Origin of the sequence: Corallococcus sp. AB049A (assembly GCF_003668885.1) — a bacterium.
Lineage (GTDB): Bacteria > Myxococcota > Myxococcia > Myxococcales > Myxococcaceae > Corallococcus > Corallococcus interemptor.
This window is the reverse complement of sequence record NZ_RAWL01000201.1, coordinates 1-15245: the sequence shown is the minus strand read 5'-3', so window position 1 is coordinate 15245 and position 15245 is coordinate 1. Positions and strand designations below refer to the sequence as shown.

The 15245-nt window shown below is 66.4% G+C and carries 9 protein-coding genes, 1 tRNA gene and 1 other RNA gene; 6 read left to right on the top strand and 5 right to left on the bottom strand.

What is annotated here, in order from left to right:
- Positions 1–168 precede the first annotated feature (168 nt).
- Positions 169–532: a transfer-messenger RNA gene (ssrA, locus tag D7X55_RS21565) on the top strand.
- Between the two features lie 56 nt (positions 533–588).
- On the opposite strand, the gene D7X55_RS21560 is transcribed toward ssrA, so the two are convergent.
- Positions 589–1053, bottom strand: a complete 465-nt coding sequence (locus D7X55_RS21560) for a hypothetical protein (protein ID WP_147470166.1) — start codon at positions 1051–1053, stop codon at positions 589–591.
- Between the two features lie 79 nt (positions 1054–1132).
- The gene (locus tag D7X55_RS21555) at positions 1133–2944 is read right to left on the bottom strand and encodes a DUF4157 domain-containing protein (RefSeq protein WP_199747058.1); all 1812 of its coding nucleotides are present in this window, start codon (positions 2942–2944) and stop codon (positions 1133–1135) included.
- A 156-nt stretch (positions 2945–3100) separates the two neighbouring features.
- On the opposite strand from D7X55_RS21555, the gene D7X55_RS43450 reads away from it, so the two are divergent.
- The 5 genes from D7X55_RS43450 (at position 3101) to D7X55_RS21530 (ending at position 8554) form a co-directional block, all read left to right on the top strand.
- Positions 3101–3191 (top strand) — tRNA-OTHER (locus D7X55_RS43450).
- 158 nt (positions 3192–3349) lie between these two features.
- A complete protein-coding gene (locus D7X55_RS21550) occupies positions 3350–3856 on the top strand; it encodes an SgcJ/EcaC family oxidoreductase (RefSeq protein ID WP_121724062.1) in 507 nt (168 codons plus the stop codon).
- A gap of 89 nt (positions 3857–3945) precedes the next feature.
- Positions 3946–4383 carry a hypothetical protein gene (locus D7X55_RS21545; protein ID WP_121724061.1) on the top strand — a complete coding sequence of 146 codons (438 nt, stop codon included), beginning with the start codon at positions 3946–3948 and terminating at the stop codon, positions 4381–4383.
- 732 nt (positions 4384–5115) lie between these two features.
- Complete coding sequence (locus D7X55_RS21535) at positions 5116–5880, top strand: hypothetical protein (protein ID WP_121724060.1); 765 nt, start codon at positions 5116–5118, stop codon at positions 5878–5880.
- 556 nt (positions 5881–6436) lie between these two features.
- Entirely contained in the window at positions 6437–8554 is a 2118-nt protein-coding gene (locus D7X55_RS21530) for a hypothetical protein (protein WP_121724059.1), read from the top strand.
- Positions 8555–8572: 18 nt separating this feature from the next.
- Here D7X55_RS21530 and rph read toward each other — a convergent pair whose 3' ends face one another.
- The 3 genes from rph to D7X55_RS21515 form a co-directional block, all read right to left on the bottom strand.
- On the bottom strand, positions 8573–11101 hold the full coding sequence (gene rph / locus D7X55_RS21525) for a rifamycin-inactivating phosphotransferase (RefSeq protein WP_121724058.1): 2529 nt from the start codon (positions 11099–11101) through the stop codon (positions 8573–8575).
- Between the two features lie 128 nt (positions 11102–11229).
- Positions 11230–12345 (bottom strand): sterol desaturase family protein, encoded by a 1116-nt coding sequence (locus D7X55_RS21520; RefSeq protein ID WP_121724057.1) that lies wholly within the window; start codon positions 12343–12345, stop codon positions 11230–11232.
- Between the two features lie 43 nt (positions 12346–12388).
- A partial coding sequence (locus tag D7X55_RS21515) for a type 2 lanthipeptide synthetase LanM family protein (RefSeq protein ID WP_147470165.1) occupies positions 12389–15245 on the bottom strand: 2857 nt, incomplete at its 5' end.

Here is a 15245-nt window from a genome sequence, read left to right as displayed (position 1 = left end):
CTCTCCACGAGGGACCAGCTGGAGGCGCCGGTGGGGTGCTGGAGCTCGTACGCCTGCATGGGGGGACTCCGGGCGGAAGGGGCCTGACTGGGGGATTGACGGAGGGCGTTCAACGGTTAATGTAGGTCGAGTGCGGAGCAGATGGGGCCGCATGACGTACATCGAACCGGGGGCGACCTGGCTTCGACGGGGGCAATGACGTTCGAGACGCGTGCCGAGCTTGTTGGGTGCTCGTAAAACTGCCGACAACAACACAAAAGCCAACGACAACGTTGAGCTCGCGCTGGCTGCCTAACTAGCAGTCTCTAGTGCGCGGTCCCCCTGCTCTCGGTCCGTGGGGTAGGGATGGGCCGTCATAATGCGGACTGGCTGCCAAGGGTGCCTGGGCCCGAGGCGGCGAGATCTTTCCAGGACCGGCATCAGGGATCCCGTCCGTGGGAGCCCTGGTGACGTAGCAAACCGCGGACTACGCACGTAGGGTCGAAGAGCCGACGGCTTTCGGACGAGGGTTCGATTCCCTCCGCCTCCACAGTGAAAGAGCCTGGCAATCCAGTACGGGTTGCCAGGCTTTTTCTTTGGTGCGGGTGGTCACCTGGGCTTTCCCAGGGCTTCGTGAGCGATCTCCAGTTCCCGGGCAACATCGGGACTCCAATCCCCCCGTGCCCGGAATGCGTCAAGCGCCTCACGTGACTCCGGGCCTCCCACGCAACCCAGCGTGGAGACCAGCTTGATCAGCTCCGGCACCTCCAGGGTGGGGTGTCGAAGCTGGGACTTCGCGAGCGCGGCAACAGCGTGTGCCGCCGCCGGATCCCCCAGCAGCGCCAGCGCATCCAGGAGCACGCCCCAGAGCCTGGGCCGTGCGAATTGCTGGCAGAGGTGGTCGACGACGCCGGGGTTCTCTCCCAACTCCACCAAGAGGTCAGCCGCGGTGCCCTCGAAGTCCTCACGAGAGAGGTTCACTGGCAGCTCGGGGCGAGCCTCCACCGCATCCAGGATGGCGGAGGCGGCGGTCCGCGGCTCGCCCTCCAGCAACTCGTCTCGCAGCCTGCTCAACACGTCATCCGTTCCCTGTGGGCCACGCGGACCCGCAAGGGACATCAATCGTCGTGCGACGTCGGGGGTTCTCAACCCATCACCCTTGGATCTGCCCGCGGTGGTGGACCACGAGGCGGTAGATGTAGCGGGTGGTGGAGGATCCGACCCAGTAACCGATGCCGCCGCTCACGAGCATGCCCACTCCATGCCCGGCCCATGCCCAGGGCCCGGCGACGTCCGCGGGTGTCCAGAACGCGGAGAAGGCCGCTGACGCGGCGGCGGCACCAGCCCAGCCTGAGAGGCTGACGAGGGCCGCTTCAAGGTGATCCTCCGCGATGATGAGCTCCAAAACATCGACTGCGATTGCGACGACGATGAGAATCCTTCCTCCAACGCGGAACACCTGCCGGACGCGGCCCGCCAGACGCAGGCTGCGTGCCAGTTCCTCGGCTGACTGCTCCAGGGCTGGAACGACTGTTGCCTGAGCCGAGGCACGGAGGGCCTTCAGCAGGGGCTTCAACCCATCACGGAGTCGAATCTTCGCTGCCTGGGCAATGACCGTGAATCGGCCTGGATTGGCTGAGAAGCGGCCTCCCTCCACGAGGCTGACCTCACCAACGCCGGACTTGGAGGCTCGCACTTGCGCGGCAACCCGTTCCCACATGCTGCGCTCGGCCAGCCCACGAAGCTGGCGGGCGACACGCTCGGCGAGCGTCTTGCTGAGCTGGGGGGGAGCGTCACGTCCTGTGCGAACCCGGAAGCGCTCGCGGACTTGTGCCTCGACCTCCGGACGCGCACGCGCTTCTTCCTCGGCGAAGATCAGATCAAGCTGTGCCTGCTCGAAGCGAATGGCCCCCTCGGTATTGACGAGTTCTGCCTGGACAGGGATGGAGTTCGCCGAGCCCACGCCGGTATGTGGACTGCCCTCCGTCACGAACCATGAGCAGCCGCCCACGCCCAGCTCCGGTCGGAATGGAGGCTGGCCACGGGTGACGTTCTCCAGGATGGCCACCGCCACCTCGGGAGTGACCAGGGCATTTCCGCCAACTCCTCGGGGAATGGCGAATGGCAGGCCTATGCCAAAGCTGTAGTCGGAGTCTCGGTCCCGAATCTGGGCGAGCAACTCGGCGTATCGCCGAGTGTCTCCGGCCTGTTGCGCGCTCTCCAGGGCAGGACCCAGCTCGTCATCTCGTAGCTCGGCGACGGGCGCGTTCCGTTGACGCGTCTCGGACAATTCCTCCGCCGTGGGGGGAACGCCTCCAGGAAGCGACTCTCCAGCGTCAAAGACCCCCGCATCCGCCATCTCCGCGTCATGCACATCCTGCGCGTAGAGGCCCTCCGAAGCAGCAACGCGGATGTCTGGCGCGACACTTCCATGCGCCAAGGCCCTGACGACCTGGTTCGCCTCCTGCTCCGCCGGAGCTCCACTGGGGCTCAAGCGGGTGCGTTCTGTCGAGGGCGCACGACCTTGTTGCTGCACGACATGGGTGAGCTCGTGCGCGAGAAGATGGCGCCCGGAGGTTGTGTTGGGGGCATACCGGCCTTCACCGAAGACAATGTCGTATCCGGATGTAAAAGCCCTGGCATGGAGGGCACGAGCGGTGAAGTGAGCGTCAGGGCCGGTGTGAATGCGGACCCTGGAGAAGTCGCTGCCCAGGCGCTCCTCGAAGTAGGCACGCACCGGAGCGGACAGGGGCACGCCGGCTCCTGCTGAAGCCCGAGGCGTAGCGGCAGGAGGAAACAGGGGGATGCGGCTGAAATCGAAGCCCGAGGGGAGGCTTGACGGTGGCGCCTGTTCCTCCGGTGCTTTCGATGAAGCGGTGGAGAACGTGCGGCGCCGAAAGAAGCCGTCGACCGCCTTCCGCTCATCCCGAACAGGAAGATCGCCACGCCGGACGCGCTCATGCATGTTCTTCCCCCCTCGCAATGGGTCCTTCCGCTGCGATTGTCGTTCAGGTTCAGTTGGTTGGGCAATCTTGCCCCCCCGGACTGAGGGCATGGCGAGCTTCGTTGACGTCAAGGTGCAAGCATTCGAAAGCGCTGCCTCCGCAGCAGCTTCGGCGCGGGATGGCATGGGGTATCGCCCGGAAGCCCGGTCCTACAGTTGAAGTTTGAACCGCGCCTTTCGGGCGAGGGTTCGATTCCCTCTGCCTCCACAGTGGAAGAGCCTGGCAATCCAGTACGGGTTGCCAGGCTTTTTCTTTGGGAGAGAGCCCTCGTGAGCTTCGTGAACGTCTGGAGCCGTGAAGGTGGATACAGCCGTGCACGGCTATCGGGGTCCTCCCACCCGCGTCCCTTATGGCAGAGTGCGGCCATGACCCGCTCTTCTTCTTTCGCAGTCTTCGCGGCGCTGAGTCTGGTGTTGGTGTCCACGGCGTGCACGGCCCCGGATCACGCCCAGGACGAGCAGCACCTCCGCCAGTTGGTGAAGGCGCAGACCGAGGCATGGAACGTCCACGACGCGACGGCATGGACACGGGACTTCACGGACGACGCTGAGTTCATCAACATCGTCGGCACGGTGTTCCAGGGCCGCTCGGAAATCGAGACGCGCCACGCCGCCATCTTCGCGAGCATCTTCAAGACCAGCCACGCCGAGGTCACCGTGCGAAAGATCCACTTCCCCAGCGATGACATCGCCGTGGTGGACACGATGCACGAGGTCACCGGCCACACGGGCCTCCCCCCGGGCGTGCAGAACACCGAGGAGGGGCTGCTGCGTACGCAGATGAGGTATGTGCTGAAGCGCACCCAGAAGCAGTGGCGCATCGTCTCTGGCCAGAATACCGACGTGAAGCCGGCCCCCAGGCCTGTGCCGTAGACGGCCGATGCAGGGCTTCTGCTCGCCCAGGGTGCACGCGGACGAGACGCACGGGCTCCTCTTGGAGAGGGGGCCAGGGACGAACAGGTATGACTGACGGCACACGACCCATTCTCATTGAGGGCTACACAGCCGCGGAGGTGCTCCGCATGGCGGATCAGGAGCTTTCATCCTTCGCGCTGACGGGCGAGCCCGTTGTCATCCGCATCGGGTCCGCGGAGCTGCTCGGCTGCTTCCGGCTTCAGTCCGACACGCTCATTGTGGAGCTGGCTCACATCGAGAGTGGAGGGGAAGGTGTCCTCCCCACCTTCTGGAACCTGGTGCGCCGGCTCGCCAGAGCAAGGGGCGTCGGCAGCATCGAATGGGTCGTCCATGCGGTGAGGTGCGCTCGCCCCAACCTCAAGCTACGGCGAGTCCTCGAAAGACGCGGCTTCGTCGTCCGGATACTGCCCGGCATCGGCGAGGCCTACTTCCTTCTCGACGTGCTCCCGGCCCTCAGTACCACTGACTCACAGGCCCAACGGTAGGCGCTCACCCGCCTCGAACTCCTCGACCAACGCCAGAGCCACTTGGGCGCCCAGAGCGCAGCCGCCATGTTGAGTCCGAATGTCCTTGAATGTTGCTTGCCATTTATTGGAGGGTCTTGAAGAATGGCAATCGTCTCGGAGCCATCTTCCAAGGAATGACATTCAATGATTAGGCAATTCGTCTTCGCGGCCCTCTCGGGTCTCTGCCTCACGGCCTGTGGCGGCGCCATGGATGAGCAGGCGGAGCTGTCGGCCCAGAAGGCGGCCGTCCTCTCCTCGACGGATCCGTTGGTGGGGAAGTGGTGCCACGCGACCTGGCCTGGCTGCTTCACCATCAACACCAGTGGCTCCGCATTCATGTCGAACAACGGAGACGGCTGCTGGCTGGAGGGGGATGAGGTGTTCTCGGGACTGGCCCCTGGCTCCACTCCCGGGACCTACACTGGGACGCGCATTCACCGCGGGAGGGGAGTCTGCGCAAGTCCTCCGCCATATCCGCTGCCGACTTCTACGACCATCACGATGACGGGGTCCAATTCCTTCTCGGAAGTCTCCGGGAGCTTCACGGCGAGCTGGGTCCGCTCGCCCTGAGCCTCAACGAGGCTTGATGCGGGTTCGAATCCCGCCGCCTTCACAGTGAGATGGCCTGGCAATCCAGTACGGGTTGCCAGGCTTTTTCTTGGGCGTGGTACATGGCTTCGCTTGAGCCCTTTCCTCAAGACGGAGCGAGTCATGCGAAGCCTCATTCTCTGGAGTCTGGTGTTGTTCTCCTCGACCGCGCTCGCGGCGGAGACACGGCTGGTCGTGAGGGCCCGCGCACGGGACGGCAAGTTCATCGGGACGTCCATGGGGGGCGTCCGGGTGGTGCTCCGGGATGGGCAGACCGGCCAGGTGCTGACCAGCGGCGTCACCGCCGGCTCGACTGGGAACACCCAGACGCTGATGAAGCAGCCACAGGCGCGGGGCGCGGCGCTCGCGGATGAGGCTTCCGCGAAGTTCACGGCCACCCTGGACATCGCCGAGCCGCGGCTGGTGACGGTGGAGGTGTCCGGGCCTCTTGCGCAGCGGCAGGCGCTCGCGACCAGCACGACCCAGCTCTGGCTGCTGCCCGGCAAACACATCGAGGGCGACGGCCTCATCCTGGAGCTTCCTGGCTTCGCGGTGGATGTGCTGGCGCCATCCGCTCACGAGTTCGTCAAGCTCACGAAGGACAAGAAGCTCACCCTGCCTCTTCGCGCCAATCTCACCCTCATGTGTGGCTGTCCGACGGAGCCCAAGGGGCTCTGGGACTCCAGCCGGTATGAGCTGCAGGCCACGGTGAAGCACAATGGAAAGCCGCTCACCCAGCTCCCCCTGAAGTACGCCGGCAAGACGAGCACCTTCGAGGCAGAGCTCTCCGTCCAGCAGCCGGGTGCATACGAAGTCACTGTGAGTGCGTACGACCCCGTCACCGGCAATACCGGAGTGGACTCCACCACGTTCATCGTCGAGCCGTGACATGCCTCGCACGCCGTCAGTGCATGAGGTGCTCACGACCCGGATTCCCAGAGGGGAGACACCCTGGCCTATCGTGGCCGGGCAGCACTCAACCGGGAGACATACACATGCGTAGGGCAATCATCGCGGGCTTGATGGCAGTGGGGCTGTTGGCGGGGTGTGGTGGCACGTCCGACGAAGAGGTGGTCGCTGCATGCGCGAACGGCACCACGTGTACCGGTTCCGTTGCTCAGTGCGAGGCGACGTGCGGTCCCTCCGCCGATGCGGCTGAAAAGAACGCTTCCTGGGTCATGTGCTACTGCTGCGACGGCACCAGCATCATGGGTGTCTATATGTCGTCCTGCTTCGCCTACTGCGCGGACCGCGACGGCGTCTGCAATTAGCCACGAAGGCAGCTAGGGGCCTGGCAATCCAATGCGGGTTGCCAGGCCTTTCTCTTGCGCTTGCTTCGTCAGGTGTCCCCTGTGCGGCTCTGCGCGTGGACCGGTCTTCCCGGGTTTCACTCGATCCCGGAAGAGCAGGCTCCTAGACTGGGGCACACCTTCGAGGAACCGTCATGGGCTGTGTCTTCTGCAAATTCGGCAAGTGTACGACTCACGAAACCTCTCCCGGCGCGCTGGATGCTCCGGCCTGGCTCAAGAAGGGCGTGGACGGGAAGACGAAGACGGGCGACAGGGAGCTCGTCAGATTGCTGCTCCATGCCTGGTTGACCCTGGGCTCCACCGCCGAGGAGCAGCATGAAGAAGCCTTAAAGGCTTATGAAACCCAGGATGCGGAGTACGACTCAGACCCGAGTGCTTTTCTTCCGCTGGGTAAAAAAATTGAGACGCTGAGCAAGGCAAAGGAGTCCGCTCTCAAGTATCTCGGAAATCTGTACGCCCATCACGAGCTGGATCCCCTGAAGCTGCGAGAGAAGCTGGCGGAGGTCTACGACACGCTCGCATCCCTCACCGCCAGCGACGGACTGCAATTCATCGTCAACCTGTGCCTGGTGAACTACAGGACCGCCCAGGGCGGAAGGTTGAGGAAGTCGACCTCCCTGCCGCGCAGTGCGAACGGAGAAGGGGAGTACATGCGTCCCTTCGTGGATGCCCTCCCTCCCTACGTGGCCTTCCTCCTGTCGCCGCTGCTGTCGAAGGGCCTCTCGATTCTCGCGCCGACGGTGCTGGATACAGTCCCGGGAGAAATCAAATACAGCACGAGCGCTCTCCCAAAAGACAGCGCCCGCTATCACCCTCCCAGCCGGTTCACGGCTTCGTTCCTGGCCTCCGCCACCGAGCGCAAGGATTTCGCAAGCCACTATGAGGAGCTCGGCTCCTTCGGCTTCGCGGAGCCCAGCTTCGGTCACTGGTCCGAAGGCTTTGGCGGCGGCGAACATGCGGGCACCCGGGTCTCCCTGGGCGCCTATTCGTTGAACCCGGACTACCTGGAAGAGGTCTCCAAGCGGCTGGAGCACTCCTACTCGCACCAGGAGGGGAAGTCCGTCTACAAGAACTACGGCGGCGCCCGGCCCAAGCACCTGCAGTATCTGAAATCGCGGTTCGGCGCTTCGCAGACGGGCGGTCCACTCCCGCCGGGCCTGGAGCTGAGCCTCGCGTGGATTCAAGTGCTCCAGGAGATCGCCCTCGCCGTCGTGGAGCGGGCGCAGCATCAGGATGGCTCCGTCCGCCCTTTCTTCAGCCGGATCGCCGAGAAGATCGCGAAGCGGGGCGAAAAGCTCGCGTTCGTGTTGCAACAAGGTTCGGGCCTGCTGTCGGAGGACGGCATGAAGGTGACCGAGCTCTTCGACAAGGTCTGGATCCTCGAATCCACGCTGTGGGAGTTCATGTTGCTGGGCGCTGCCTTCGTCCCCATCGCCGATCTGATCGAGCTCGTGAGACAGCGCCGCCTCACGCCGGCTGTGGCCCCCACGCCCAACCTGACCGAGGACATCCACCTGGGCGAGGCGCCCACCTTCACGAGGGTGTTCTTCCCCACCGGGACCGCCGCGGCCCTGGGCCTCCAGGAACACCTGCTGGAGAAGAAGTGTCCTCACCTCAAGGAGAACTTCGCCAAGTCGGAGCTCAACCCGTTCAAGCCCTACTTCGAGTTCTATATTCCTGGCAACGAGCCCAGGGAGAACGACGTCCAGGACTCTGCGTTCCTCTTCAACCCCTCCAAGCCCTCGGAGGGACGCAGGGCGGTGTGGGTCAATCTCTCTGAAAGCCTCCACAGCAAGCTGTTGGGCAAGCAGATGCAGGAGGTGGGGACATTGATTGCGGACAAACTCCGTCAGTACCTGGGGTCGCTGCCACTGAAGAGCGACGAGCCGGTGGTGGTGGTGGCTGACTTCACCAGGTTCAGTGGAGAGATGCCCAACACCGTCGTCTACCGCATCCTCGCGGACCTCACGCGCGCCCTGAGCGAGAGCAAGACCTGCGAGATCGTCTTCCTGCGCTCGAACCTGAAGTACAACTCAGGCTCGCTGGATCGGTACCAGAGCGGTGAGGTGCTCATCCCTCCGGGCACCGCCGCGTGGTTCGTCCCCCAGGAGCTGGAGCAGAAGGCCCAGGAGGTCTTCAACGACACGGAGACCTACTGGAGCCTGTTTGGTCAGTACATCCCGCTCATGCGGAAGACCTACCTGCTCTCGGACTACGTCAGCCAGGCCCGGTGGCGGGAGTACGCGAAGTAGGCGGAGCGCGACAGCCCGTCAGGACAGGAGCTCCACGTAGCCTTCTGTCCCGTGCACGCGGATGCGCTGCCCGTCCCGGATCCGCCGGGTCGCCTGCTCCACGCCGACGACCGCCGGCAGGCCGTACTCCCGGGCAATCACCGCGCCGTGGGTCATCAGGCCTCCCACTTCGGTCACCAGGCCCTGGATGGACACGAACAAGGGGGTCCAGCTGGGGTCCGTGAAGCGGGTGACCAGGATGTCTCCCGGGGCTGGATTCGCGTCAGCCATGTCCAGGATGACGCGGGCCCGTCCCTCCACCACGCCCGAGGAGACCGCCAGGCCGACCAGGGCTCCGGCGGGAAGGTCGGTCCGCTTGTACGCACCCTCGACGATTTCGCCCTCGGAGGTGATGACTCGCGGGGGCATCAGCTTCTGGAAGCGCTCGTGCTCGTCCTGGCGCTGGCGGATGAGCTGGCGATCCAACTGGTTCGTGCGCACGATCTCGCGAAGCTCCTCGAAGAAGAGGGAGTAGATGTCTTCCTTTTCCTGGAACACGCCGGCCTGCACCAGCCGCTCGGCCTCCTTCAGCAAGGCCTGCCTGTAGACGAAGTGCCGGGCGACGATGCCGTACTTCGGGTACTCGCGGTAGCCAATGAAGTTCCGGAGCCGGCGGATCATCCGCTGGGTTTCGTCTGCTTTCTGCTCTCCCTCCGGCAGCGACTTCAACCGCGCCAGGAGTTCCTGTTCCTTCTTCAAGGCCGCCTGCCGCCCCTGTTCGAACTTCTGGCTGCTGGCGCCGGGCGCGAAGGTCTGGATGTTGCTGAGGATCAACGGGACGAGGGTCGTGGGGCTTTCGCTCCAGCGCGTCCGCGTCACATCGATTTCGCCCGCGCACCGGATGCCGAACCGGCCGAGATACGCGGAGAGGGCGTCATGGGCCGCCCGTCCGCCCTCCACCCGCAGCAGGCCCTCCAGGAAGCCTTCGTCCCTGGCGGTTCGCAGGTACGCAATCACCTCCGGATGCGGCCGGATGGCGTCCGCGACCTCCAGGAGCGCCAGCCCCATCTCCGAGGTGATGTTGTTCGGTACGGACTGCGAGAGCGTGTCCGCTGCGTTCTTCTCGCCCAGCCACTCCCACATCTTGTCGTTGAGCCAGGTCACGGCGTTGATGCCTGCCATGAGCGCGCCGAAGCCCCGTGGCTCGAACAGGCTTTTCCGCGACTGCTGGAAGTCTTCCACGATGAAATCCAGCAGCTCCACCCCGGACTTTGTCTGGATGGCCTGCTTCAGCGCTTCGACCGACGCCTGGCTTTGCGCGATCAGCTCCGTGACGATGGCTGGATCGTCGTCGACAGGCGGAGGCGGGCCCCAGGCCGTCATCGCCGGCTTGCCTTGCTCGGGGACCGGGGCGGGCGGCGGTGGGATGAAATCACCCCGGTCAATGATGCTCAGGAGGGCGTCCTTGATGAGCGGATCATTGCGGCCCAAGGCCTCCAGGACGCCCGCCCGGCTCGCCGGTGACGCCAGCTCCTTCGTGCAATCGATGAACAGCCGCCCACCCGCCGCGTACATGGGACGGGCCGCGCGCATCTGCCACAGGGACAGCCCCAGGGGCTTCATGGGGTCGGTCATCATCTGTTGATGTCCGACGGAGACGAAGACGTGGTTGCCTCCGTCACCCGCGTCCGGCACGGGATACAGGGTCGTGATGGGCCGGCTCTGGACGAAGAAGAACGCGTCGTCGAGCAGGCACCATTCGATGTCCTGGGGAGACCCGAAGTGCGCTTCAATCTGTCTGCCCAGGCGCTCGAGCCGCAGGACCTGCTCCTCCGTCAGCACCGGGCGGTCCTGCTGCGTGGGCGCGGACCGGGTGATCCGTCCGTCTCGCACCTGGTAGCCATCCGCGTTCACCACGCCGGAGACCAGGGCCTCCCCGAGCCCGAAGATGGCCTCGATGGAGGACACCTTCCGGTTCGAGGTCACGGGATCGGCCGTGAACAGGGTTCCGGCCGCGTGCGGGTTGACCATCTTCTGCACCACCACCGCCATGTGCACCTTGCGATGGTCGAAGCCGTGTTGGATCCGGTAGGCGACGGCCCGCTCGGTGAAGAGTGACGCCCAGCACCGGCTGACGTGCGTCAGGAGCGCCGGTGTCCCGATGACGTTCAGGTACGAGTCCTGCTGGCCCGCGAACGACGCCGTCGGAAGGTCCTCCGCTGTCGCGCTGGACCTGACGGCGTAGGCCGCGTGTTCGCCCAGCCTGGAATGGAATCGGGTGATGGCCTGCTGGAGGTCGTCAGGGATGGCGAGCCCTTCGATGTGCGCACGGAGCTCCGCGCTGAGCTCCCGGATGCCCTCCCGGTCCTCCGCCTTCAGCCGTGACAAGCGGTCGAGCCCAGGCGCTTCGCCCAGGACCCGCTTGAAGGCCGCGGTGGAAACGCAGAAGCCCTCCGGGACGCGGATTCCTTCCAGCTTGGAGAGCTCCCCCAGGCTCGCGCCCTTCCCTCCGACCTCCGCGATTCGGGTCCGATCGACCTCGTGGAAACCCAGCGCGTAAGCAGTCATCGCCGCACCTCCCTCGTCAAAGAGAGCGCGACTGTAACGATGGCGGACGCCGCTGTGTCTGGCATTCGCCTGATATATTCAGAACTTCAGGTCCCCACGGATTTCATGTAGACAGGGTTCAAACGGAGCTACCCGTAGGGCGTCTGCTGATGGCGCTGGAACGGGTACGCCAGCTGGCCCAGGTAGGTCTCCGGTGGCTGGAACTTCGTGGTCCCGTACTTCGATGGCCAGTGGGCCGGCATGTACGCGGTGCCGAAGATGACGTCGATGAACGACAGGAAGACGGCGAAGTTCTTGTCGATGCCTTCGTCATCGGACGTGTGGTGCCAGTGGTGGAACTCCGGCGTCGCGAAGATCCAGCGCAGGTACGGCCAGCGGTGGTTGACGTTGGCGTGGATGTACACCGCGTGGAAGGACACGAAGACGAGGTAGCCGTAGATGGCGGAGGGGTGGAAGCCCAGCAGGAACACCGGCACGAAGCCCGCGAAGCGGTTGACCAGGGTGTCCACCAGGTGGCTGCGCGAGCTGGCCAGCCAGTCCATCTGCAGCGGCGAGTGGTGGATGGCGTGGAAGTTCCACATCCACCCGAAGGTGTGGAACGCCCGGTGCACCCAGTAGCTCACCAGGTCGATGACCAGCAGGATTTCGAAGAACTGGAGCCAGATGGGCTGCGCGGCCACGTGCGCCTGGAACTCCAGCTTCACGGCCCAGGACAGGAACACCTGCACGGGGATGAGCACCGCGAAGGAGATGAGCTGGACGCCCACGTGGCTGACGAAGAAGTGCTTGAGGTCGGTCTGCCAGCCGGTGCGGAAGATCTTCTGCTCGTGCAGTCCCCACAGCCGCTCCATGGGGATGAACACCAGCCCGAGCACCAGCAGGTCCAACGCGAAGAAGTCCAGCCCCGCGCTCATCGCTCGCGGCGTATGCGTCAGGGGCTCCGCCTCGCTGCCGCCCAGGAGCAGCGCCACCATCGCCAGCACCATGGCGATGCCGCCGTGCGCCTTGGAGCGCAGCGTCATCACGCTGAAGGTGCCCAGCAGGAAGGTGGTGACGATGGACACCTGGAGGATGCCCCGGAAGACCTCCAGGTGCTCCACGTAGAAGGCCCGGCCGTCGTTGGACACGAGCACGTGGGGGAACAGGAAGCAGAACTCCGCCATCACGCAGAGCACGCCCAACAACCCGCCCGTGACACCGGCGCGCTTGCCCAGGTCGATGCGCCGGGCGGGAGCAAGGATCATTTCCAAGGAGGACCGTCCAGAAGGAGTGCGGCGAGGCGCGAGCCTACACCACCCGGGGCGGCTGCAATGCCAGCACGGACGGCACGAAGCCGGGCGCGGCCAGACGCAGGAGCCCCATTCCAATCCCAGACAGGCCCAGCATCAGCCCTGGCGCCTCGGTGAACCGGGGCAGGCCGCAGCGCCAGCCTCCGTCCTGGCCCTGCGCCAGCACCCGCGCGGCCCGCGAGCGCGCGGCCTCCTTCCAGGTCTCGTTGCCCAGCACCTCTCCCGCCAGGTGCAGCACCTCCAGGTTGCCCACGTCTCCGTGGCACAGGCAGTGGCTGCCGCCGAAGCCCTCCCGCTGCACGGTGTCGAGCCCGGCGCGAACTTCATCACGCAGCCGCGCGTCGTCCAGATGCCGCAGGGACAGCAGCCGCGCCAGGACACCGCCCGCGGCCCCGTTGCACCAGGCGGTCATGAAGCCGCCGGGGACCATCGGCGCGCCGTCCTTCGACGTGCGCAAATCCTTCCAGTTGCCTCGCTCCGGGACGAACAGGGCCCGCTCGAAGTCCAATCCCTGTCGCGCGGCCTCCCGGTAGCGCTCGTCGCCGGTGAGCGTGGCCAATTCCAGCAGGGCCCAGACGAAGCCCGCGGCGCCGTGGGCCAGGCCCGTGAGTGCGCGTCCGGCCGCCGGCACCACCCAGGCGCGTCCCCTCTGTTCGGAGTCGCTCGCCGTCTGGAGCATCCGCTCGCCGCACTTGCGCGCCAGCCGGAGCGCTTCCGTGCTGCCGGTCTGCTGGTGCAGCCGCGTCAGCACCAGCCCGGCTCCCGCGACGCCGGCGATCAGGTCCAGCGCCGTGTCTGATTCAATCCTTGCCTCCAGCGAACCCAGGCCCGCGTGGACCTCGTCCAGGAGTGCCGGGTCACCCAGCGCCGTGGCCAGGTGGCTGAGCACGTACACGTGCGACGCGCGCCCGGAGAACGCCCCCACGCCGGGAGGGTCTTGCGACTCGGCCGCGCGCCACTGCTCGCGCACCGGCACCGCCGCCCTGCGCGCCAGCGTCGCGAAGTCCTCGCGGCCCGTCACCGCCGCCAGGTAGCCGAAGAAGAGCGCCAGGCCCGCCACGCCGTCGAAGAGGTCCGTGCGCAGGGGAGAGAGCCCCCAGCGGCGGCGCTCCAGGTCCTGGAGGCCCAGGCCAATCCAGCCGGCGTCATGGGCGCCATGGATGGCATTGGCCGCCAGCAGCTCACCCAGCTGGACCGCGCCAGCGAGGCACGCCTCGGGCGTGGCGGGAGAGGGCGGGGCTTCACCGGCGGACGGTCCCTGCGCGCGGGGTGCCACGTTCTCCCGCTCCAGCGTCACCAGGGACTGGCGGATGAGCGCCACCTGTTCGGCGCAGTCCTGGGGGCTCAGGGCCTCCAGCAGCTGGCGTGAGCCCTCCAGGCCGGGGCGGGGCAGGTGGTCCGGGATGCAGCGTCCCTGGCTGTCCCAGACATGGCGGGAGCCGGGCCGGGCGCTGAAGACAGGCACGTCCCCCAGCCGGAGGTCGTCGTGCTCGGAGGGCGTCAGCCGCGCCAGCGCGGGGCGCACGCGGACCTCCGCCCACAGCTTGTCGAGCAGCTGGTCCCGGTCGAGCGCGTCGCGCAGGAAGTCCGGGTGCAGGCTCTCCTGGAGGAGGACGCCGTAGCGCATCGTCGCCCGGGCGATGTGGCGCACCTCCACGTCCCGGAACCCCTCGAGCGTGCGCGCCACCTCCTCGCGATGCTGGAGCAGCAGCCCGTAGGTCTCCTGGAAGCCCTCTTCGATGCACGTCGCGAACGCCGTGGCGTCCACGGGCTGTCCGTGGAGCAGCGGGCGGTTGTGGGCCGCCGCGGTGGCCGGCTGCCGGCGGACGACGTGCAGGGTGTCCCGGGCGCGGTCCTCCAGCGTGGGCGCGGCGTGGGGGAAGAGCTGGCCGGCCTCGCCGCCCAGGCCGCTCAGGTCCACTCCGGACTGGCCCTCCTTGCCGAACATGAGCATGGGCAGCAGGCCGCTGCTGAGCACGGACCGCTCCAGGAAGCGCGCGGCCCGCGAGGCCGCCGTGTCGTCGGCGCGTGGGGCGGGGAGCTGGTGGAAGAGCCCCTCCAGGTCCACCAGGACGGGGAACTCCCCGGCCGCGAGGAGGTTGCCGGAGTGGAGGTCCACTCCGCGCAGCAGGTACAGCAGCGCCAGGTGGCTGCCCTGCCGCCAGTAGAACCGCCCCACGGCGTCGCGGTCGTCGCATCCGCCGGTGTCGACGTGCTCCACCCAGCCATGCGACTCGCGCGTCAGCACCTTCAGCCGGCGGTGGGGATGGCGCAGGCCCCAGCGCTCCAACTGCTCCAGCAGGTCCTGGTAGCGAGCCTCGACCTCCAGCGACCGAGGCTTGTAGACGACGCGCAGGCCGGAGCGGAACGTCAGCAGCGCCACGCTGCGGCCCTCGCGATGCAGGTCTCCCGCGCCGATGCGCGCCTCCACGAGCGGCCCCGGATCCATTCCGGAACCGAGCAGGGCTGCCAGGGCCTCGCGGTCCTCCGCCAGGTGTGTCAGCAGCTCCAGGCTCGTGCGGATCCACCGGTCCAGGGACGTCACCAGGAGCCGCGCCAGCACCGGGTATTCCTCCAGGAACGCGGCGAGCCGGCCCGGGGCTTCGAAGTGGCGCAGGGCGAAGTCCTCGAAGCGCGCCTGGGGGGTCGCGCCTTGCAGCTCGCCGCGCAGGCGGGCCACGTTGAGCTCCAGCACCAGCGACCGGGTCGCGGTCTGCGTCAGCCGCTGCTCCAGCGCGTCCATCAGCAAGGCTTCGGCCTGCGCGCTCAGCAACGTCTCAGGGGATGCCGTCAGTGCCGATACACCGGTTCGCAGCCGGCGCAGTCCCAGTTGGAGGAAGCGGCGGGTCAGGGAC